Here is a 20,071-nt window from a genome sequence, read left to right as displayed (position 1 = left end):
CGGATCGGAGCCGTCGTTTTGGAGTTATGATCTATACTTCTGGACGCGAGAGCAGCAAAAGGGTTGACGTAACCCGATATCAGAGGCTTGAAGCGGCACAGCGGGTATGTCATTTTCACGCATCCGTTTTGACCCGCGGATTCTGAATCCGGACAAGTTTTTCCGGATGAGGCTAAACAATGAAAACTTTCGGAATTCTATCCTTCGCGGCCGTGTTGTTTCTCTCCATCCCGCTCGGGGCCCAGACGCCGGCGCCCACGCAGCCCGTGCTGGTGATCTTCGAGACCGAGCTCGGCAAGATCACGATGGAAGTGGATGTGGTCCATGCGCCAATCACCGGAGAGAACTTCCTGAAGTATGTCGACGGGAAGTTCTATGACGGCGGGATCATCAACCGCGCCGTGCGGCTGGACAACACGACGCGGCACGATGTCGAGATCCAGGTCATCCAGATCCAGATCAACCCGGAGCGCAACCGTGAGCAATTCCCGCCGATCCCGCTGGAGCGTACGAACGTGACCGGGTTGAAGCATGTGAACGGCGTGCTGTCGATGGCTCGCAACGGGCCGGACACCGCGAGGGCCTCATTTTCGATTCTGATCGGTGATCAGCCCGAGATGGATTTCGGCGGCATGCGCAACTCGGATGGCCAAGGTTTTGCCGTCTTCGGCCGTGTCGTGGGAGGCATGGACGTCGTCAAAAAGGTTCAAGCCGCGCACACGTTGCCGACCGGTCGGCGCGGCGCGTACGGCACCGAAACGCTCGACCCGCCCATCCAGATCCTCAAGGCGTACCGGAAGTAGGTGCAAAAAGATGGCGGCCTCGATGCGGGCATCTTGCCCGCTGTTTTCTTTGGCCTGGATTACTGTTTAGGCCAAGCGCATGCCTATCCCTAGATCGGGCGGGACGGCCGCGCTCCCGGACAGCATCAAGCCCGCCGGTCCGTTCGGAGCCGCGCAGGGCAATGCCGTCGCCGGATTTGGACCGGCTACTTCGCAGCGCTTTGGGATACCGGCCCGTCAGGCCTCTCCCCGGAGATATCGGAGTCTCGTTTCCTCCGGGAACTTTTCGGTCGCGTAGCGCAGCATCGTGCGTGGCATCGTTCGGCAACGCTCTTTCAGGAAGGCCTCTGCGGCTTGCTGGTCGCGATTGCCGATTTCGCGGATCATCCATCCGGCGGCTTTGTGAATAAGATCCTCCGGGTCGTGAATGAGGCGGTCGGTGAGGGCCAACGTATCGATGAAGTCCCCTTGCCGCACGAAATAGAAGGTGGACATGATGGCGATGCGCCGTTTCCAGACCGAGCGTGATTCCGCAAAGCGGTAGAGCGGCGCGCGACTCCGGCGGTAAAGGTGGCGCCCGACGATGTGCGGCGCAGAGCAATCCACCAGGTCCCAGTTGTTGATGTGTTTCGCGTTCCGGAGATAGAACCTGTAGATGATCCGCCGAAGGCTTTCGTCGCCTCTTTCGTACCAGCCGGTCAGAATAAAGAGCGCTAGCTGGCGCTCTTCATGCAGGGGAGAAGACAATAGCTCAACGGCATCCTCGAGGACCAAATCGCGGTATAGTCTCGCGACCTTGCGCACCGCCGGCACGCTCACGCCGAGAAACACGTCCCCTTCCCCGTAGCCGCCCGGCCCGGTCTTGAAAAACCACTGGAGATCGCGCGCCTTCCGGGAGTCCGCGTAATGCCTGAGTGCGGCACGAATTTCCTCAAGACGTGTCGGCATAGGGGCAATCATCCGCAAAACCTGCGCATAGGTCAAAGACCAAATTCGAGATTGAAATTCGAAACCCATTTTGCATAGGTATTGCCGACGCTCGCTGCGATCGTTTCCGGCACATTGGCCTCCATGATCATAAGCGATCCCCCTTTTCTCAGCGCATTGCCGATCGAGCCCAGGGTCTTGACCGGATCCGTCAGGTGGTGAACCGTGTAGCAAAGCGTGATCAGGTCGAAGCGTTCCGCGGGCAGCGTGATGCCGTCATAGGTATCGAAATGGATGCGGTCGCCTAGGCCGGCCGATGCGGCGTTTTTCCTGGCCCTTTCAATCGAGGGTGCAAACACGTCCAGGCCGAAGACCTCAGCTTTCGGATAGGCTATTGCGCTCTCCAGCGATGCAAGGCCGCCGCCGCATCCGACATCGAGAGCGGCCCCGCTGGCGCGCAGGCGCGCCGCAATGTCGGGCATTGCCGGAATATAGATCTCGGTCAGGAAATTGCGGTAACCGGGCGCCGTGGACCTCTCGACTCCTTCCCAAAGTTCGGGCGGGTAATCCTCCGAGAGCGGGCCTTTGCCGCCGCGGATTCCTTCCATCACTTTGTTCGTCGGGAAGACGCAGGCCAGCAGTTCGACAAATCCGCCCATGAACAGGGGCGAGTTTTCGTCGCACAGAACCGTGGCATACTCGCGGGGCAAACGATACCGGGAATTTGCCGCGTCATAGAGGACATATCCGGCTGTCGCCATGAGGGCGAGCCATTCCCGCATGTAACGTTCGTTGAGGTGGGTTCTGGCAGCGAGATCGGACACGGTTGCCGGCCCGGCCTCAACCATTGCGCGGTAGATTCCGAGCCGGTCGCCGATATACGCTCCGAAGTGGAACGGCCGACTGCTGTCCGATCACTACGTAAGCAAGGGGCGATTCAAAGAGATTTCAAGCGCCAGACCGATGCGTCCGCTTGCTGAAGGACTGCTTGACAAATCCGGTCGTTTCAGTCTCAAATCCACGCTGTCACAAGGAGCTTAAATTGAACCATAGTGTTTTTGGCCGCTGGCCGGTTGAAAGAAAGATCGGCGCGGGATTCGTTCTGGCCTTCGTGGTTCTGCTGGTCGTCGGGGTAGTGTCCTACCGCACGGTCTCCGATCTCGTTGGTACCGGAAACTGGGTGACGCAAACCCGCCATGTGATGGAACACCTGTCCAATCTCCGCTCCCAGCTGGATGAGATTGAGATCGGGGAGAGCGCATACATTATCACACCGGAGGAATCGTACCTTCACCCATACGATCAGGGGATCGCCGCAGCCCACGAGACCATCAAGGAACTTTATCTGCTGATGGCTGATCCCGGCCAGCGGCGCGGCCTCGATGAACTGGGCCCACTCATTAATGAGCGTATTGCCCTGGCTCAAAGAGTGGTCGAATCAAGACCGGATAAGGGGTTCGGGATCGCGGTCGAGCTGATGCAGGCTGGCCGCAGTAAACAGTTGACCGATGAGATTCGCCGGCGCCTCGCCGGCCTGGCGGACAGAGAGCAATGGCTTCTCGATGAACGCCAGCGTGTGGCTGAGGCGCATGTCCGGCGGACCTATTACACTCTTCTCACTGGAAGTGCGCTCTGCGGGCTCATACTGCTAACTGCCGGTGTAATCATTTTCAGGGATATGGACCAGGTAAGAAAGACCGAGCAGGCATTGCAGCGCTCGAATGGCGAGCTCCTGCACTCCGTCAATGAGTTGGAACGCCGTGCCCAGGAAATCGGCCGGTTGAGTGACTTGGGCGATCTTTTGCATTCCTGCGAGACCGCAGAAGAAGCGTTCAAGGTGATCGCCCAATGCGTTCCTCATATTCTTCCGTCCGTTTCGGGAGCGTTGGGCGTCATCAGCAATTCGCGCAACATTGTGGAGATAGCAGCCGTGTGGGGAGAGCCCCGGTTAAATGAGCAGGTTTTCCCGCCGGCAGACTGCTGGGCCCTGCGCCGAGGGCGGTTGAACCACGTTCAGGACGCTGCCTCGGCATTGCGTTGCCGCCACGCCGGAGATATGACGGGCCCGTATGTCTGCCTGCCTCTGATGGCCCAGGGTGAGGCCCTCGGGCTCATTCATCTTCAGAGAAACAGCGGCAGCGGCGATGGGGAGGCCGCCTGGATGTCCGAAGCGGGGCAAAAGCTGGCCGGCACTGTCGCCGATCAGATCTCTCTCGCCGTGGCCAACCTGAGGCTGCGCGACGCCCTCCGCCAGCAATCGGTGCGTGATCCTCTCACGGGTCTTTTCAACCGTCGCTACATGGAGGAATCTGTAGAGCTGGAACTGCGCCGTGCGATGCGCAGTTCCCGATCCATGGGTATCCTCATGCTCGACCTCGATAACTTTAAGCGCTTCAATGACAGCTTTGGCCACGATGCCGGGGACATGATGTTGAGAGAATTCAGCAGCGTGCTTAAAGCGGGCATCCGCTCCTGCGATATTGCCTGTCGATATGGCGGCGAGGAATTTGCCCTGATTCTCCCTGAAGCGACGCTGGAAGTGTCCAGGCAGCGCGCGGAACAATTGCGGGAGTGCGCCCGCCACCTGAACGTGCAACACCGGCTGCAGAGCCTCGGCAACATAACTGTCTCTATAGGCGTGGCAGCTTTCCCCGAGCACGGAAACAGGCTGGATACGCTGCTGCAGGCCGCGGATGAGGCGCTCTATCGCGCCAAACGCGAAGGACGCGACCGGGTCATGACCGCTCCCGTCGGCTCCTGAAGGGAGAATTCCCCATCCTCTCCCCGGCAACCCTTGCTGCCTATGCTCAGAACCTCACAAGCAATTGCCTATTATTTCAACTCCGGCCGCATGTAGACGATTGACAATGTGCTACTCAATGTCAGACACTCGGCGGTCATGATGCGGCCAGGTCACGTCGCATTCACGAACGGTCTGATGAACTGATTGGTGGATCCCGAGTGGACAATGTAACGCACACGCTGATCGGCCTGTCGCTTGCAAGGGCAGGATTGGGGAAAAAGACGGCGCTTGCCGTGCCCGCGCTTCTGATCGGCGCGAACCTTCCGGATGCCGAAATCCTGTGGCAGCTGGGCAGGGGCAGTTACCTCGATGTGCACCGCGGGGTATCCCACACTCCGGTTGGGATCATCGGCCTGTCGCTCTGCCTGGCGGGCGCGCTCTGGCTCTATTATCGGTTCAGGAGCCCCGGAGCAGTCCGTGCGCCGGCTCTCATGCCGCTCTGGGGGCTTTCCCTGGCCGGCATGATGACGCACCCGGCCTTCGATTTCCTGAACGACTACGGAATCCGGCCGCTGCTGCCGTTCAGCTCCGCGAGAGTATACGGGGATCTGCTCACGATTCTTGATCTCTGGATCTGGCTGATCCTGGGTTGCGCTCTCGCTCCGCTGGCACGCTCGAATCGCGGCCGCGCCGCCTGGATGGTCCTGGGCCTGCTTGGTCTGCTGATCGTGATCCTGGGCTGGTCGCCGGTTACAGCTCTCCTGTGGATAGCGGGAGTCGCCATCTGCCTGGGCATCGCTCGCATGCTGCTCGATCATGGCTTCCTTCCGGCGCGTGCGGCTCTGCTGGCCCTGGCCCTCTACCTTGGCGCCCTGGCCGCCGCACGCCAAGTTGTTGTCGTCGAGGCTCACTCCGTGGGTCCCGAACTCGTTACCGGGCCGCTGGAACGGATCGATGTCATTCCGGGACGCCCGCAATCCCCGCTGCGCTGGACAGTCATCTTGCAGGCGCCGGACCGGTACTACATTTCGGATTCCGGCCTGGGGGACTGGCACCGGCAGCCGCCGCGGCTTGAGATGGTGCTGAAGAACCTCGAAGATCCTTACTTCCGGAATTCCCTGGCGGATCCCAAAATGGCCGATCTCGCCCGCTTTGCCCGTTTTCCCGTTGTTACCGTCGAGTCAGCGCCGAAAGGGATGGCCGTATTACTCCGCGACCTGCGCTATAGCCGTAATCGCGAAGGGGGCTTCGGCACAGTCCGGGTTGTGGTGCCCTCTTTGCCCTCGCGCCAGAAATCTGCCAGGTGACAGGCCTCACAGCCAAGAACTCCATGTTCCGAACTGCCGGGAACTCCAGGAGCTCAAAGTGCCCCGAAGCATGATCAGGGCTGTGGACAAATGGTTTGCGTCCCCATTTCCCGGAGCTGTGGACAAATGGTTTGCGTCCCCATTTCCCGATTTTCGGAACAGGTCAGAAGTATTTCTTGAAACCGGCAAAGAGGTTGGCCGGAATCGAACCGTACTCGCTGCGCGGAACCGGTCCGGGGGCGGGACGGCTGCCGATGCTGACCTGGGCGCCGAGGAGAACATCGGAGTTGTTGCCCGTGGACCATGTGAAGGTGGGCACCCAGAGCGCGGAAGGGTCGTTTCCATTCACGAGGATCGTATTGGCAAATACCCAGAGGGGATGGAACTGCCAAGTCGTTGATGCGCCCGCATAGATCCTCCCCAGGCCGGTGACCTCGCCGCGCAGCACTCGATCGGCCCCGATCAGGGAGAGGTACCCGGAGGGGTCGGCCACGCCATATCCGTTCCAGGCCAGTTCCAGCGTCAACGTTACCGTAGGGGTCAATTGCCGGTCCGCGCCGAGAGTGCCGCGCCAGAATTTCGGGCGGCTGCGGGCCGGATCCTGCGGATCACCCGAATGGGTCCAGGTCAGCTCGCCGCGGAACCCGGTGCCGCTCAACGATGAGGTAAAAAATCCCCCCGCCACCGTATCGCCATGGAATTTGCCCCCCATGAATCCCAAATCGACACGGCCCGCATGAATGCGCGCAAGCGTGCCGGCGGCCCAATCCCTGGAGGGAGAAGAACCCAGTGAACCTCCGACCACGTCGATCTCGGAATAGGATCCTATCGGAATCGTGAAGCGGACGGCGTCCACGCCGGGCTTGTAATCACGGTCGACGCGCTCGGGGGCAAAGGGAGCGAACAGATCCATCACCGGCCAGAAATAGGATACGCCCCAGGTAATCGGCTGGCGGCCCGCGACGATCCGGACGGACTTGAGATCGAGCTGGAGATTGAGGCGGTCGAAGCCGGCAGTGAAGTTCGCGCTATTCCCGGTCAGAGAGGAATGCTGCAAAGGCAGGTAGCGGAATGTGTCGGAGGTAGCCACGCGCGCAGCAACCGAGAAGGGCGGCGAAAGCAGGCTGGCAATCGCGTGGCTCTCGAGCTTGATCCTGGGCGTGATCTCAAAGCCGGTGGTCAGGCGGAAGATTGAAAACTCCGCATCCCGGCGCGTCGCCCCCGGCGAATCCTCGATCCGCAGGAACTCATAGCCGCGCACCGATGCCCCCCAGGAGAACTGCTGCGCATGCAAGGGGGGCGGATACTGGGCCGCAACGGCGGCCAGCAGCAGACCAGCGATCTTAAGGCAACGGCCGATTTCCGAATGCATTATGCCTGGTCACCCTTCGGAATGGTCTCATCGCTCGCGATGCGGCCGTCCATCATCTTGATCACGCGGCGCGCCCGCTGCATGACCCGCGGATCATGCGTCGAAAAGAGGAACGTCGTCCCCTGTTCCCGGTTCAAGATCACCATCAGGTCCAGTAAGGCAGTGGCAGCCACGCTGTCGAGATTGGCCGTTGGTTCGTCGGCCAGGACCAGGGCCGGTTCGGCGACGATGGCGCGGGCAACGGCTACGCGCTGCTGCTGGCCGCCGGAAAGCTGGTGCGGGCGCCGGTGCTCCAGCCCTTGCAGGCCGACGGCTTCCAGCGCCGCCCGCACCTTTGCCCGCCGCGCCGCTGCCGGCACGCCGCGGAGCAAGAGGATGAATTCCGCGTTTTCCTCCGCGCTCAGCACGGGGATCAGGTTGTAGGCCTGAAACACGAAACCGATCGCGTGCAGGCGGAGTTGCGCCAATGCCCGCCTGCTCATGGAAGTCAAGTCGTGCTCTTCGAGCCACACCTTCCCTTCCGTAGGCCGATCCAGCCCGCCGGCAACGTTTAGCAGCGTGGTTTTGCCCGATCCGGAGGGTCCGGCTACAACTACCATTTCACCCGGCCGGATGCGCAGGCTGACATGATCGAGCGCGTGGACCGCCTGGTCGCCCTGGCGGTACACGCGGGACACGCTATCCAGTTTGATGACATACTCGTTGCCTGCCATCAGGTCCGCCCCAGCAGATAGGCCTCCGCCGGCCGCGCCGCCCGCCGTGCGGGGATCAGGGCCAGCAGAAGGGTTAAGAGAAAAACAAGACCGATGCAGCCGAGAATCCTGTTCCCCGACAGATTGGAGTAGATGACAGGATCGAAGGCAACTCCTGCCGCCGAGATCTCGCCCGAGTAGAACCAGTCTATCGGCATCCCATGGACGGCAAAGTACAGGTGGCCCAGCAATCCGAGCGCAGCGCCGAAGGCGGCCGACAGAAGGGCGATGAAGCCTGCCTCCAGCATGATCATGGAAAAGCGGCGATCGGGTGTGAGCCCGAGGGCGTCGAGCAGCGCAAACTCGCGTTTCCGTTCCAGCACGGACATCAGTAGCGTGTTCAGCACCAGGAAGGCAATCAGCACAAAGAAGACCGTGTTGAACAGATAGTTGCCGGCGTCGTCGACGCGGATGAAGTCATTGAGCTCGGGCAGCGCCTGCGCCCAGGTCAGCACATCAAGGCCGGGGAGCTGTTCCCGGCCGAGACGCGCCAGAGGCTCCGCAAGACGGCTGTCCGCAATCAGCATGGCAACCTGATGCACCCCTTCGCCCATCCTGAAAAAACGCTGCGCCGTGACCAGCGGCAGCAGAAGGACCGATTCGTCGAAATCCTCCATCCCGGTCCGCATCACCCCGCCGACATGCACCAGCATCGACTGAAGCTCCGCGCCGCCGACTTCCTGGACGGTGAGGACGAGCTTGTCCCCCGGCCTGAGCGCGAGCCTGCGCGCGACTCCGCTGCCGAGAACTACATCATCCGAATCATCGGATTCGAGAAACCTGCCTTCGACCAGCTTTTCGGCAAAGCGCGATACCGCCTCTTCCCGGGCCGGCTCGATGCCGATCATTTGCACCCCGGCGGAATCCTCGGCTGAAGCGGCGAGACCTGACGCGAAGACCCGCCTGAGCACGGTCCGGATTGCGAAGCGGTCGTGGACGGTGTCGAGCATCGCCAATGCCCGGCGTTGCGCACCGCCGTCGATCAGCTTGGCGACACCCCGCGACTGCTGATAGCCCGGCGCCTGAATTACCACGTGGCCGGAGCCGAGCCTGACTGCGCTGTCGATCATCTGGTAGTGTCCGCCGTCGCCGAGTCCAACGGAAAGCAAGAGCAACATCAAGCCGAGGGCCACCGTGCCCACCGTCAGGAGTGTGCGCCGCGTGTGCCGCCAGATGTTTCTCCATGCGATCGTGAACAGGACCCTCACAGTGTCTCAGCCTTCCGTCGGCGCAGTCAATGCGGCTACGGGCCGCATCCAGGCTACGCGGCGCGCGGGCAGAAAGGCCGCGAACAGCGTGGCCGCGATCAAACCTGCGGCGGCCCAGATCACCTGGTCCCAGACCCATGCGCCCTTCAGAATGGGATCCATCCGGGTGCCCAACATCGAAACCTCGCCAATCCACCGGCTCAAATCCAATCCATGGCCCGTCAAATAGGACATCATCAGTGCCCCGATGCCGAAGCCTCCTGCCAATCCCAGCATGGTGAGGAACAGGCTCTCGAGCAGAATGGTAAAGAGAATCAGTGCCGGATGCATGCCGAGAGACCCGAGCATGCCGATTTCGCGGGTCCTCTCGAACACGGCCATCATCGTGGTGTTGAGGACTCCGAACGCCGCGAACAGAGCCACCATGAATATCATGAACCCGTTCGTGCTTTCGCTCAATTTCACATAGTCCCGTAACTGGGGCGACAGGTCCCCCCAACTCCGGGCCTGCGAGCGCGGCGGCAGCACCCGGGAGCCGTTCAAACGGGCGCAAATCCCGTCGGCGAGGAGCGGATCCCGGATTCGCCCCGCCAGTTCGTGGATGCGGCCCGGCGCCAACGCCAGCAGCTCCTGCAAATCGCTCCCGTGAGTCACCGCGAGGGACCGGTCCTGATAGGTCAAACCGGTGCGCAGGATGCCGACGACTTGGAACAGGTCATTGCCCAGAGTGCCGTCGGCGGCCTGGGTCACCACAGCCACCTCGACGCCGATTTTGGCGTGGATCTCTTCTGCCAGCGCATGCCCGAGGATCAACCCCCGCCCGCCCTTCGCGGGAAAGCCGCTCCCCGGAAGGAGCCCACGCAGGAGAGTGGTCACGCTCAGTTCGGCGGCGGGCTCGACGCCGAGGATCTGGGCCCCGGACGAGAAGGAACCGGTGGAAAGCAAACCGAATCCATAAACGCGGGGAGAAAGGCCCTCGATCTCGGGTTGCGTGGAGACGCGGGCAAGCAGCGCTTGCAGATCGACTCCCTCGTCCCCACCTATGGTGTCGTTGATGTTCCGGTCCGGGAGGTAGCTGCTGTCGTGGATCTGAAAGTCACCCAGCTGGAGACGGGTGCCGTTACGGAGCAATTGGTCCTTGAGCCCTTCCATGAGGCCGATCAGGCCAATGAGAAACGCATAGGCCGCGGCAATCGCCGCCAGCGTGATCATGCTGCGCCGCGGATTTCGCCAAAGATTGCGCCAGCCCAGCCGTGGTGCGACCCAAAGCGCGCTCATCTCTTCCTGTTTATTTGCGCAACGCTGCCAGCGAAAACGTGTCCGGCGGCAGAGGGATGTCGAATTTGAGTTCGGTATATCGTATCTCGGTATATTCCCCCGGCTTATCTTCCGGGGTCATGTGCATGACACTCGGAACCAGCCGCCCTCCCAGCTCCCGAAACTGGGAGAACACCAAGGTGCGCTTGAGCCGGCCGTCTTCCGCATAATACTTCGCCCCAAGGGGCATCAAGTCGTTCTTGCGGACCACCATGGTGATGCGCCCCCAGACGACCGGCGCCTGCGGCAATGGGGTCAACGTGAATTCGTAAACCTCCTGACCGTCGCGGGCGCCGTCGAACGAAAGCTTGATGTCATAATCCCGTACGAGGCGGCTCTCCTTCACCAGGTCGTCGTTGGTGAAATGAGAGCCCATCCACGAGGCCATCATCATCGAAGTGGGGATCCGGATGGTGCGATCGATTTTCGGCAGGTAATTCCAGATGTCCGAACCGACTTTCAAGGTCGCCGTCCCGGCCTCCTTCTTCGGCGCCAGAACCTTCACCAGGACTTTGTCTGTCCCTTCGGACCATATAGCCAGAGTCATGTCACGGCGCCAGTGGCTCGTAACCACGGACATCTCCATCGTGCCGATCGACGAGTTGCCTCTGAAAATGCGGTCAATGCGATCGATGATCTTGCGGACATCGATTTCGGCACGCGGAAATGGACGGTGAGTCCCAGGATTCGCGAGCGCGGCGCAGACCGCAAACAACAAGAGAATCGTCAAAAGCCCGTTTGGGGGGCGTTCCATGATGCTCCATTGATCATCATCGCGCGGCTGAGACCGCTCCGGTTCAGACAAGCGGCCAGAAGGGCAGGCATCAGCCGACTTGCTCTATCGGCCTCTGTGGAACAGAGACCCGACGGATACATTTAGTTTCTACCGCCATCATATCATGCCATTTCGCCCGCAAAAATCATCAGCCTGATCAAGAGGACGCGGATCGGCGAGGGCGGGAGCATGGTTGAATTCCGCGTGCAGTTATTCAATGCCTTCAACAACACCAATTTCGAGGAACCCGAATCCACTTTCGGAACTTCCGTGTTCGGAAAAATCTTCGGCGCCGGGCGCGCGCGCGAAATTGAGATCGCCCTCAAATATTCTTTCTGACCGCTGAGCCGGTGCGTGTGACCTTTTCGCCTGGCATGATGGCAAAGCAGTAGCGGCGGATGCCGGCGGCGATCCGGGGAACCCCGGTGCGCGTGACAACCAACGGGCGCCACCCTGTTCGGGTTTGCCCTTCCCTTCGGTTCCCTTCCCTCAGCTGCTTGTGTCCGCATTCGCGAAAGCCCAATCGAATATGAGCGCAGGCAGAACACCGCATATCGATCCGCCGTTCCGCGATCAACGGGAAACCGGGTTCGAATTCGTTTCCGTGTGCAGGGATGCCAACCTCAAAGGATCGGGATCCTCAGCCTTTCAGGTCCAAGAGTATGGGGGCATCCTCGGATATCTCTTCAAACCGAATTGAGGTGCCAGCCGACTTGTTATTGTAACGTATCAATAACAGCAAGAGTGATCCTGCAAGACCATAGAAACACAGGATTTCATAAGGGTGACCCGCCAGGTGGGACCCAAGGTTCGCCAGGCCAAAAGCGAAACCGCTGAAACCCAGAAAGTAAAACGGAAACATAAGGACGATCTGGCCCGCTCCCGACCGGTAGGAGCATGTGAAGGGTATCTTGGGGAATTGAAACAGCAGCAATTCCATAAGCACACATGACACGGTGACCCCAAAGCACACGTGCAGCCAAACGATGTTCCAATTCCAGACCAACGCATATAGGAACCCGGCAACACAATAAACAGGAAGGACAACCGCGCCAATCAGATATTTGCGCAGTCCCTCATGGCTGTTCTGGATCCGTTGCATGGGAGCAATCTGGAATAGCCAGTTGGCCTCCAATTCCACAGGGATCGCAAAGATCACTCTCATTCCCACCAGAAGGAAAAACGACAGTATCAGCGGGATTGACAGGAGGACACTGTCCAAATGGCCGGCAACGGCTCGATCGTCGCTCACAACCACTGTTGCCAGGCCGGTGGCTGCGATCGCAAGCCCCACGGCAAAGAATGTCCCGATATACAGGGTATGCCTCGTGCTGCGGAACAACGTTTGTGCCACGAAATGATAGGATGCCCTGCTTTCCGAGCTTCTGACAACCCAACGATCCAGAATGCAATTGCCCAGCCTTCTGATACCTCCTGCTTTTTGCAACCGGCCACCGCAGAATTCAATGGTCTTGTGGAGGAATCGCCGGTAGCACACGGCGTAACTCAGTATGGATAAGGCACATGCAAAGGCCAGCCCCGTAAGAGCTCGCCCCGCCATCGCCCGCAACATCGGATCCTTCGTTCCAAGCAGAACGTCGTAGACTCCGACAAACCAGATTGGCGGATAAAAGGCGGAGATGGGATTTGCACTATGGATGAGCTGATCCACCGATGAGATTTGAGGGAAAGAGAGCAAAGCAGACAAGAACAGCAGAAGGCAGAAAAACCGCATCCAACGCGAAATCCAGGGCGCCAGCCTCAGCGTCATAAGGATCCCCTGCAAGGAGATCGCTGAGAGGAAAATGAAAATGTTGCCCAAAAGCATGCTGATCGCGTGGCTGACGACATATCGAATGCCGAAGGATACCGAAATCGTCTTGCCCATTTCCTCGTGGCCAAAGCGGTTGTTGGCGAGGACGGCGCCCGGAAACAGGAAGGTCGGGCAAAGGTCGATGGCAACGGTGATTACCAGAAGGAATGCGGCCAATGCGGCTGCCTTTGCATAAAACAGCGTGCGCGTCGCAATGGGCAGATGCGTCAGATTCAGGTAGTCCTTACGATCCGGAAACAACATCTCCCATTCGAACACCGTGATAAATCCGACCAAAATCATCGACAGGGAAAGGAAGAAACACTTGTCGGTGAGCGAAGCGAGATCGCGTTCCCAGATTGGCCGATAAATGTAATACCCGTATTTCGGAATGAGGAACAGGCTCTTCAATACACCGGGCAAAACCAGCAAGGCCAGGATTTGAAATGTCAGAAGGTTTTTTTCGATGAGATCCAATTGGGGCGCGGAGATGGCATCGAAATCAAAGAACCGCCTGAAGAAGTGTTTCACCAGGTGCTTATATTGAACGGCCGGATCCGGGTCAGGCATCTCCGCTCCTAGTTCTGAATAATTTCGGCCATTTGCCGGGCAACCTGTTCCGTGTTCTCATCCTGAACCAGCTGAGTGAAGATCTCCTCCAGTGACGGGAGCTGCATGAGTTGCTTCATGTTTTCCATCGAGTCATCCGCCACGAGGTTGCCTCTGTGGATGACCAGCACCCGATTGCATATCTTTTCAACCACCTCAAGAACGTGAGAACTATAGAGGACAGCCTTGCCTTGAGCGGCCAGAGATTTGAGTAGACTCCTGACAATGAGAATCGAGGTGACATCGAGGCCTGAAAGAGGTTCGTCAAGAATCAGAATATCCGGATTATGGAGCAATGCGGCAATCATCATGATCTTTTGCTTCATACCCTTGGAGTAGGAAGAAATCGGCGCGTGCTTGGAGGCGGTGAGTGAAAATAATCGCAGCAGCTCATCGATTTTGGCATTCAGCGCATTTTCCGGCATGGAGCGGAGGCGTCCGGCGAGCTGAAGATATTCGCGTCCGGAAAGGTGAGAATAGAGAAGCGCTTCCTCGGGCACGTAGCCGAGATGCGACTTGAATTCGATGATCTGTTTTTCTATGGGATGACCCTTGAATAGAACCTGGCCGTTCGAGGATCTGAGCAGCCCCACAATCATCTTCACAGTTGTGCTCTTCCCGGCCCCGTTCGGGCCGAGATATCCGACAATGTCATTCGGATGGATTTTGAAGCTGACTTCCCGGACCACACACTTGCGGTTGTAGTACTTGGTAAGGCGTTGCGCCTCGAGCATGTCGAACCTCCGGTTTTCACATCGCAACCAGGCTCATCCCACGCAAGACAGTCCTCGACCTCGATAGATGCTTGGGAATTAGACGCCCTGGAGGTTGAAAAGTTCCTGCCGCATTTTGTTCAGAGGGCCGAATCCGCGGAGTCTCAGGAAAGCCCCTTCATGCCAAGATTGCGGGCAGGCATCGAAGCGGATGCAAAGGACTGTAGGTGGCTCTTGTTTCCCGCGCAAGGCTCATGGAAACGGACGCACCGAGCGCGAGACGCGCGCGCTCCATCCTCGCCCGACCTCGCACTCCTTTTCATACGTCACAGGGTGCATCCCAGCGCATGAAAAGCTGTCCCGAAAATAGACGTAGAAAGCGCGCCCCGTCGGAATCGGTATCGGAATCGCAATCGCGATCGCAATCAGAGAAGGTGGACACCCAGAGAATGTGGGAGAATGTGGACACCCATCAAGGATGCGAAGAACAGTGGGTGTCCACGTTTTCCCGCTGATTACGACCATAAGCGAGATATCCAGATATTACCTACTGGGTTGGTCCATCGATCCTGAAAAGGTGCAGCCTTGCAAAAGAAGTACCCTTAAGGCTTCTATAAAGGGACGATCTGATCTCACAGTGCGTGTACGCCAAGGGTCCGTCGATCTCTCCAAGCGGGTAATCGACAAGAAATAGGCACCGGTTTTCCGGCGCGAGTGGCAGACTGGTACATGCCTGCTATATCGGGGGACAGTCGAAGATGCACGTGGCAGGGGCAAATGTCGTGGTGAGATAGCCGTGTAACTATGTCCCTATGATTTCCATTACTCCATCCACAACTTTTGCGAGTTCTTCCGGCGCCGCTCTACCGAGCCGGGAACCTATCCGCTCGATCGCAAGCGTGCGGATCTGGCTAATCTTGACCCACGATTTCTTGGGAAGATCCTGTGATTGAAGCTCCAATGTCAGCGGGAACCCCGCTCGCTGCTGCTGGCTCGTCAACGCCACCGCAATCACCGTGCCGGACCGCTCATTAAAAACGTCGTGGCTGAGTATCAGCACAGGACGCTTTCCTTCCTGCTCGTTTCCTCGGGCCGGATTCAGGTCGGCCCAGCGAATTTCTCCCCTCAGTATTCGGGCCATTGCCTTAGGTCCTCTGACATCCCTTCCTCCGCTAGAGCCCGCTCGAATTCAGGATCGAGCTTGGCACATTCCCTGGCCAGCCGGGTGCGCTGCAATCGGGAGAGCTTCTCCCCAAGGGCTTCTTCAATTGCCTGGCTGCGGCTTGGGAACATGGACTGCGCGACTAATTCATCCAGCAGTTCCAGGGTAGCTTCCTCAAGGGTTATTGCGATCTTTGATTTTGACATTTTGACCTCGCGGTATGATTGTATGTCATACCACCCAATGGCGTCAACACGCTCATTCATCACATTGCGAGAGACGCCTTCGACTTACTATTGACTTACGGAGAGAGTCGACGTTCGATCGCCGCTCGCTGCCCGGCATGATCGCCTCGCTGCAGAGCCACGGTGACGATCCCACACGGTTTCATCCTCATCTTCATAGTCTGGTGACGCTATGATCGCAAATATGCATTTGCGTATAACGGTGAGTGTCCGTGTACCAGAGACGGGACGCCAGAATCCGTGCTCGCGCTCGTAGCGCTCGTCCCAGACGCGCTCGAGCTCGTCGAAGTGGTCCTCGACCAGCTGATAGAGCGCACTGTTTTGAGGGCTTCGCGGCCGGTAGACTCCCTGAGAAGGACATTCCACATAGGGTCTAACCGGGCCGCGGGCTTAAGTGCCAATCTTATTCTTTGCCGAATCTGCCGTAGCGCAAAGCCAGAGCCGGCAGGACGAGCAGACTGAGAGCCGTCGAGGTGAACAGTCCGCCCAGGATGACGACGGCCATAGATTTCATCAAGGAAACCGAACGTAACTCACTTGAAGTCATGAAATATGCGTGGTCCGACCCCGGCCCACCGATCTTAGTGAACTCTTTGGCCGGTTGAAGCGTCCAGAAATGTAGAAGCGAACGCGGAACTTTGCCAACGGCCGGGATGCGTCGATGAGGCTCCTGTTTGAACGCAGAATCACTTCATTTGCGGCTGCAGCGGCGGTATTGCTGCTGTTCAGTTCAGGATCCCAGCCTGCAGAGACAGAGAAGCCGCCCGTGCCGCAGAATGTCTTCAAGATCAGTGCAAACCTGGTGGTTGTCGATGTTCAGGTTGTGGACAAGAAGACCCTGAAGGCAGTCGGTGGTTTGACTGGATCGGATTTCGCGGTTTATGAGGGCGGCGTCCGCCAAGAAATTACTCATTTCAGCAGAGATACGATGCCCCTGTCGATAGTCTTTCTGTTCGACATCACGGCCACTGTACGTCCGGTGCTTCGGCAATTGGCTGAAGGTGCAGGACAGGCATTGCGCCATTTGAGACCTGAAGACGAGGTAGCGGTGATGGCCTTCACCAAAACCGCCCGGGTGGTTGAAGACTTTACGTTCAACACGCAAAAGATCGCAAATGCCATCGGCCGAGCGAGCCGGTTGCTGAGCTTAAACAGCGAACGTGCTCTTATGAACGAGGCGGTCTACCAGGCAGCCGTGCAGTCACGCAAGTCGCACAACGCGCCTGGCCGCAGAGTGATCATCGTGCTGAACGATGCGTTGGTGGCCAACTTCCCTCGAGGTCACGTCCATTCGGAGAGGCAGGCGTTTGGGGAGTTGTTTGAATCGGACAGCATGGTTTGCGGTTTGGTGGCTCAGAGTTCCCTGTCCAAACTCATGGCGGTCTTGTATGTCAACAATCCCATGTTTCTCCCGGCGATCAAAGCGCTTCATCCCGGGAGCCTCCGAAACTACGCCCAGAGAACGGGAGGAGAGGTGATCCTTGCAACCGAGTCCGGTATAAGCGAGAAATTGGCCGATCTTCTCGATCATCTGCGCGCCCGCTACAGTCTCGGATACTCACCATCAAACGTTGCTCGAGACGGCAAGTTCCGATCGATCAAGGTCAAGCTCTCGCCGGAGCAACAGGCCCGATGGCAAATGAATCTCGTCATCCGGGCGAAGGAAGGATACTACGCCCGTTGAGTAACGAGTATTGAGAGCGCCAGGTGCGGCATCATGTGAGGGTGCGTTCAGTCCTGCTCTGCTGTCATGCCTCTATGCGCTCGATGTGCAGGGTTCCTGCAACAACCCGTCGGTGTCGGTGCGCCGCGGCCTTATCGTCCGCGAAGGGGAAGCTGGACACCCACTACTTGCTTACATTCCTCAGCCTCAGCCGGAGGAACGGCAGTTTGGCGAACAGGAAAAGACTGGTGCCAATTGGGTGAAACGCATCCGGCTGGTCAGAGCGATGGCGGACGTTGCCGGCGGGCGTGGAGGATACCGTCTAAACCATGCCGGAGGCGATCAGGCGGATGGAAGAGAAATGCAGATCTGCGGCGGATTGCGCTCCTGAGCGCGCGTTGCGTCAGGCCAACTGCGGCGGCGGGGATCCGAAAACGGTGCGAGCCATGGCGGCGCCCTGGAGCCAGCGCCTGCCCAGGCGATCTGCAAAATTGCGCAGACTGGAAACCATCCCGGCGGCAAGGCGGAATTTGGATCCGAAGCGGGAGACGGTTCCAAACCAGGCGTCGGGATTGGCGCCGATCCGACGCAGGATTGGCTCGAGATCGGCATCGATGGCTCCCAGTTTGCCCGACCGCATCATCCGTCCCGACTTGTCCACGAGATCGAAATACTGGGCTGGAGTCATCTGTAGGATCCCGCGCCTTCCGGACTCTGATTGAATGGGACAAAGCCAATCATCTGAGGGATGCGCCCAGATGGAAAGGTCGTCAGGAATGGGGTCCGAGATTGCCGCGGCATTCTCAGGCACTGTCGTGCGCTTGCCGACCGATTCATGATTGATCGGTTGCCCGACCTCTTTGCTCGGAGCGGCGCCGGCAGTCATCGTTGTTTTCCGCCAGGCGCGGATCCGTTCCTGGATGCTGGTGAAGTCGCTCTCTTCCGGAGTCGCTGCCAGACCGGCCCGGATGGGATTGAGGTCAACATACACCATGCAGCAGGCGGTGGCGGCTTCATCGAGCAGCGCCTGGCATTTGAACCGCGATTCCCAGAACCGGCCCTTGACCTTATCCTCTTTGTTTGCCGCCCGGGCGATGAATTCGTTGAGCCGACTCATGAACCAGCTCAGGCTGCACAGACGTTTGCGTAGTTCGGCGATGCGCTCGGGACGATCCGCCAAGGCGGTAATGTCCTTCTCGACGGGTGGCATGGGAGCGCCGCTGATGTGGCGATGTTGGGGGAAGAGTGTCAGCCAATGGGTTGCGACTTCCCGATCAGACCACAGCGCGACGATGTCAGGACGGGTACGCAAAATACTGTGGTAGTGAGTCTCCATGACGGCGTAGGCGCAGACTTCGATGGCGAAGATGGCCGCCAGATACCGCAACCTGTCGACCAGCCATGCCTTGCGGTGGGAGAAGTCCCGGAGTGTGAGCGTGTCGAACCCGCACAGGAATGCCCGGCGGACGCACCGGCTGAAACAGTGATAGACCCCTTCTTGCCCTTCCTGGACGTATTTGCTGCGTGGCAAAGCCATGGTTCACCTCTCTTGACGTTACTAACGGCGGACTCATGGAATGTGCCAAGAAAAAATCCACAGAAAATGGGTGTCCAGGTTCATTCCCATTACGAGAACTTGTTTTACTTTGGGTTACTTAAATACCGAGCTAGGGAAGCATTATGGTTGCTGCACTTCTCAGCCAATTTGTTCTTCAAAAACGGAAGGTAGGTAGCAAAGAATGCGATGATCAGATGGACAGCCACAAAAATCAAACGCATCCACGCCTCTATACCGGCTCCTTGTGATTCCCATATAACCACGGCCTTAACCGGAATGATAAGCAACCAAATCAGAATAATGAGTAACACGCGGATCTGGAACAAGCTTGCAAATCGAAGCGAGGAACTGCTGAAAAATGTCGCAAGAACAAACGAGCAAAAACCGAGAACCAACCCGGGCAGTTGAATAAAACCCGGGTAGCCAGGGAATGGAATGCTGTTTCGCAGCAAGCCGCCTTGGAACAGCACCGCAACGTACGATGGGCCAATGCGCCCAATGTATAATGATAATAGGCCGACTAAAAGACAGCTCAAGGGGCAATAAATTATCAATGCAATCCTGATGCACAGGAGGCGCTGATCCCTGGTCATGTTATCCTCCTCAGGCCAATTTGAAGGCATCTGCATTCAACGGCGGTCATCGTTTTCAATGAAAGGCGGCCAACATGCCTGTCACGCTTCCGACTGTTTCGTCTTTGTCATTTCAGCCGAAGTCAATCATACACCCACTGTTATAGCGCGGCTCCGAAATACCAAGGATAGTGCAAATTGTCCGCAAAGCCAGGAATGAATGTCGCAGGAGACTAAGGTGCCATGGGGGCGAGTAACGGCGTAAGGTAACGGTTAACGGCCTTATCGTACATAACCCCCTCGCCGATCAGGCCCTAGCCGTGGCACCTGCAGAAGCGGAGCTTCCTTCGCGATCTAAGGTGTACCCCATTGTCTAGACAAAAACTCGGCCTTCTTAAGGTGCTTTCGCTACCGGGTGTTTTTGTCTTTACATCAGAAAATAAAAAACCAGTAGGGCCTGTGGGAAATGTGGGAAAGTCTCGCTGCTTTTTGCGAGACTTTTCCAAGTCTCTGTGGGAATCCGCGCTTTTTGCGGATTTCCATAGAGACGGCA

At 58.3% G+C, this 20,071-nt stretch carries 20 protein-coding genes; 7 read left to right on the top strand and 13 right to left on the bottom strand.

The window, feature by feature from the left end; all coding sequences use genetic code 11:
* Window positions 1-179: 179 nt before the first annotated feature.
* Window positions 180-803 carry a peptidylprolyl isomerase gene (locus LAP85_21410; protein ID MBZ5498965.1) on the top strand — a complete coding sequence of 208 codons (624 nt, stop codon included), beginning with the start codon at window positions 180-182 and terminating at the stop codon, window positions 801-803.
* 216 nt (window positions 804-1,019) lie between these two features.
* Here LAP85_21410 and LAP85_21405 read toward each other — a convergent pair whose 3' ends face one another.
* Both LAP85_21405 and LAP85_21400 read right to left on the bottom strand, forming a co-directional pair.
* Window positions 1,020-1,742, bottom strand: a complete 723-nt coding sequence (locus tag LAP85_21405) for a DNA alkylation repair protein (protein MBZ5498964.1) — start codon at window positions 1,740-1,742, stop codon at window positions 1,020-1,022.
* 20 nt (window positions 1,743-1,762) lie between these two features.
* On the bottom strand, window positions 1,763-2,557 hold the full coding sequence (locus LAP85_21400) for a class I SAM-dependent methyltransferase (GenBank protein ID MBZ5498963.1): 795 nt from the start codon (window positions 2,555-2,557) through the stop codon (window positions 1,763-1,765).
* Window positions 2,558-2,751: 194 nt separating this feature from the next.
* Between LAP85_21400 and LAP85_21395 the strand changes: the two genes are divergently transcribed.
* On the top strand, window positions 2,752-4,470 hold the full coding sequence (locus LAP85_21395; protein ID MBZ5498962.1) for a diguanylate cyclase: 1,719 nt from the start codon (window positions 2,752-2,754) through the stop codon (window positions 4,468-4,470).
* 200 nt (window positions 4,471-4,670) lie between these two features.
* A complete protein-coding gene (locus LAP85_21390; protein MBZ5498961.1) occupies window positions 4,671-5,759 on the top strand; it encodes a metal-dependent hydrolase in 1,089 nt (362 codons plus the stop codon).
* A 163-nt stretch (window positions 5,760-5,922) separates the two neighbouring features.
* Here LAP85_21390 and LAP85_21385 read toward each other — a convergent pair whose 3' ends face one another.
* From LAP85_21385 to LAP85_21365, 5 genes are read right to left on the bottom strand one after another with little or no spacing between them, the layout of a single operon-like run.
* The gene (locus tag LAP85_21385) at window positions 5,923-7,131 is read right to left on the bottom strand and encodes a hypothetical protein (protein MBZ5498960.1); all 1,209 of its coding nucleotides are present in this window, start codon (window positions 7,129-7,131) and stop codon (window positions 5,923-5,925) included.
* Complete coding sequence (locus LAP85_21380; protein MBZ5498959.1) at window positions 7,131-7,844, bottom strand: ABC transporter ATP-binding protein; 714 nt, start codon at window positions 7,842-7,844, stop codon at window positions 7,131-7,133. The genes LAP85_21385 and LAP85_21380 overlap by 1 nt, the downstream gene beginning before the upstream one ends.
* Complete coding sequence (locus LAP85_21375; GenBank protein MBZ5498958.1) at window positions 7,844-9,091, bottom strand: ABC transporter permease; 1,248 nt, start codon at window positions 9,089-9,091, stop codon at window positions 7,844-7,846. Before LAP85_21375 ends, LAP85_21380 begins: the two co-directional genes overlap by 1 nt.
* A gap of 6 nt (window positions 9,092-9,097) precedes the next feature.
* Window positions 9,098-10,369, bottom strand: coding sequence for an ABC transporter permease (locus tag LAP85_21370; GenBank protein MBZ5498957.1), 1,272 nt, complete (start codon window positions 10,367-10,369; stop codon window positions 9,098-9,100).
* A 10-nt stretch (window positions 10,370-10,379) separates the two neighbouring features.
* Entirely contained in the window at window positions 10,380-11,162 is a 783-nt protein-coding gene (locus LAP85_21365; GenBank protein MBZ5498956.1) for an outer membrane lipoprotein-sorting protein, read from the bottom strand.
* 210 nt (window positions 11,163-11,372) lie between these two features.
* On the opposite strand from LAP85_21365, the gene LAP85_21360 reads away from it, so the two are divergent.
* Window positions 11,373-11,522, top strand: a complete 150-nt coding sequence (locus LAP85_21360) for a hypothetical protein (protein ID MBZ5498955.1) — start codon at window positions 11,373-11,375, stop codon at window positions 11,520-11,522.
* A 301-nt stretch (window positions 11,523-11,823) separates the two neighbouring features.
* On the opposite strand, the gene LAP85_21355 is transcribed toward LAP85_21360, so the two are convergent.
* The 4 genes from LAP85_21355 to LAP85_21340 form a co-directional block, all read right to left on the bottom strand.
* Window positions 11,824-13,566, bottom strand: a complete 1,743-nt coding sequence (locus tag LAP85_21355; protein ID MBZ5498954.1) for a hypothetical protein — start codon at window positions 13,564-13,566, stop codon at window positions 11,824-11,826.
* Between the two features lie 8 nt (window positions 13,567-13,574).
* Window positions 13,575-14,339, bottom strand: coding sequence for an ABC transporter ATP-binding protein (locus LAP85_21350; GenBank protein MBZ5498953.1), 765 nt, complete (start codon window positions 14,337-14,339; stop codon window positions 13,575-13,577).
* A 781-nt stretch (window positions 14,340-15,120) separates the two neighbouring features.
* On the bottom strand, window positions 15,121-15,459 hold the full coding sequence (locus LAP85_21345; protein MBZ5498952.1) for a type II toxin-antitoxin system PemK/MazF family toxin: 339 nt from the start codon (window positions 15,457-15,459) through the stop codon (window positions 15,121-15,123).
* Window positions 15,444-15,686 (bottom strand): ribbon-helix-helix domain-containing protein, encoded by a 243-nt coding sequence (locus LAP85_21340; protein ID MBZ5498951.1) that lies wholly within the window; start codon window positions 15,684-15,686, stop codon window positions 15,444-15,446. The genes LAP85_21345 and LAP85_21340 overlap by 16 nt, the downstream gene beginning before the upstream one ends.
* A gap of 700 nt (window positions 15,687-16,386) precedes the next feature.
* Between LAP85_21340 and LAP85_21335 the strand changes: the two genes are divergently transcribed.
* Together LAP85_21335 and LAP85_21330 are read left to right on the top strand one after the other, a co-directional pair.
* Entirely contained in the window at window positions 16,387-17,409 is a 1,023-nt protein-coding gene (locus LAP85_21335; GenBank protein MBZ5498950.1) for a VWA domain-containing protein, read from the top strand.
* Between the two features lie 10 nt (window positions 17,410-17,419).
* Window positions 17,420-17,779 (top strand): hypothetical protein, encoded by a 360-nt coding sequence (locus tag LAP85_21330; protein MBZ5498949.1) that lies wholly within the window; start codon window positions 17,420-17,422, stop codon window positions 17,777-17,779.
* A 12-nt stretch (window positions 17,780-17,791) separates the two neighbouring features.
* On the opposite strand, the gene LAP85_21325 is transcribed toward LAP85_21330, so the two are convergent.
* Together LAP85_21325 and LAP85_21320 are read right to left on the bottom strand one after the other, a co-directional pair.
* Window positions 17,792-18,925, bottom strand: coding sequence for a transposase (locus tag LAP85_21325; protein MBZ5498948.1), 1,134 nt, complete (start codon window positions 18,923-18,925; stop codon window positions 17,792-17,794).
* A 104-nt stretch (window positions 18,926-19,029) separates the two neighbouring features.
* Window positions 19,030-19,539, bottom strand: coding sequence for a hypothetical protein (locus LAP85_21320; GenBank protein ID MBZ5498947.1), 510 nt, complete (start codon window positions 19,537-19,539; stop codon window positions 19,030-19,032).
* Between the two features lie 348 nt (window positions 19,540-19,887).
* On the opposite strand from LAP85_21320, the gene LAP85_21315 reads away from it, so the two are divergent.
* A partial coding sequence (locus tag LAP85_21315) for a hypothetical protein (protein MBZ5498946.1) occupies window positions 19,888-20,071 on the top strand: 184 nt, incomplete at its 3' end.

It is taken from the genome of Terriglobia bacterium (assembly GCA_020072565.1).
Classification (GTDB): Bacteria; Acidobacteriota; UBA6911; order UBA6911; family UBA6911; genus JAFNAG01.
This window is presented reverse-complemented; position numbering and strand designations above follow the sequence as displayed.

What these genes read in the sequence shown, in the direction of transcription:
- LAP85_21345 (MBZ5498952.1), bottom strand. Translation starts at nt 15,459, where the DNA reads ATGGCCCGAATACTGAGGGGAGAAATTCGCTGGGCCGACCTGAATCCG.
- LAP85_21320 (MBZ5498947.1), bottom strand. Translation starts at nt 19,539, where the DNA reads ATGACCAGGGATCAGCGCCTCCTGTGCATCAGGATTGCATTGATAATT.
- LAP85_21385 (MBZ5498960.1), bottom strand. Translation starts at nt 7,131, where the DNA reads ATGCATTCGGAAATCGGCCGTTGCCTTAAGATCGCTGGTCTGCTGCTG.
- LAP85_21325 (MBZ5498948.1), bottom strand. Translation starts at nt 18,925, where the DNA reads ATGGCTTTGCCACGCAGCAAATACGTCCAGGAAGGGCAAGAAGGGGTC.
- LAP85_21380 (MBZ5498959.1), bottom strand. Translation starts at nt 7,844, where the DNA reads ATGGCAGGCAACGAGTATGTCATCAAACTGGATAGCGTGTCCCGCGTG.
- LAP85_21410 (MBZ5498965.1), top strand. Translation starts at nt 180, where the DNA reads ATGAAAACTTTCGGAATTCTATCCTTCGCGGCCGTGTTGTTTCTCTCC.
- LAP85_21355 (MBZ5498954.1), bottom strand. Translation starts at nt 13,566, where the DNA reads ATGCCTGACCCGGATCCGGCCGTTCAATATAAGCACCTGGTGAAACAC.
- LAP85_21335 (MBZ5498950.1), top strand. Translation starts at nt 16,387, where the DNA reads ATGAGGCTCCTGTTTGAACGCAGAATCACTTCATTTGCGGCTGCAGCG.
- LAP85_21360 (MBZ5498955.1), top strand. Translation starts at nt 11,373, where the DNA reads ATGGTTGAATTCCGCGTGCAGTTATTCAATGCCTTCAACAACACCAAT.
- LAP85_21365 (MBZ5498956.1), bottom strand. Translation starts at nt 11,162, where the DNA reads ATGGAACGCCCCCCAAACGGGCTTTTGACGATTCTCTTGTTGTTTGCG.
- LAP85_21370 (MBZ5498957.1), bottom strand. Translation starts at nt 10,369, where the DNA reads ATGAGCGCGCTTTGGGTCGCACCACGGCTGGGCTGGCGCAATCTTTGG.
- LAP85_21350 (MBZ5498953.1), bottom strand. Translation starts at nt 14,339, where the DNA reads ATGCTCGAGGCGCAACGCCTTACCAAGTACTACAACCGCAAGTGTGTG.
- LAP85_21405 (MBZ5498964.1), bottom strand. Translation starts at nt 1,742, where the DNA reads ATGATTGCCCCTATGCCGACACGTCTTGAGGAAATTCGTGCCGCACTC.
- LAP85_21340 (MBZ5498951.1), bottom strand. Translation starts at nt 15,686, where the DNA reads ATGTCAAAATCAAAGATCGCAATAACCCTTGAGGAAGCTACCCTGGAA.
- LAP85_21400 (MBZ5498963.1), bottom strand. Translation starts at nt 2,557, where the DNA reads ATGGTTGAGGCCGGGCCGGCAACCGTGTCCGATCTCGCTGCCAGAACC.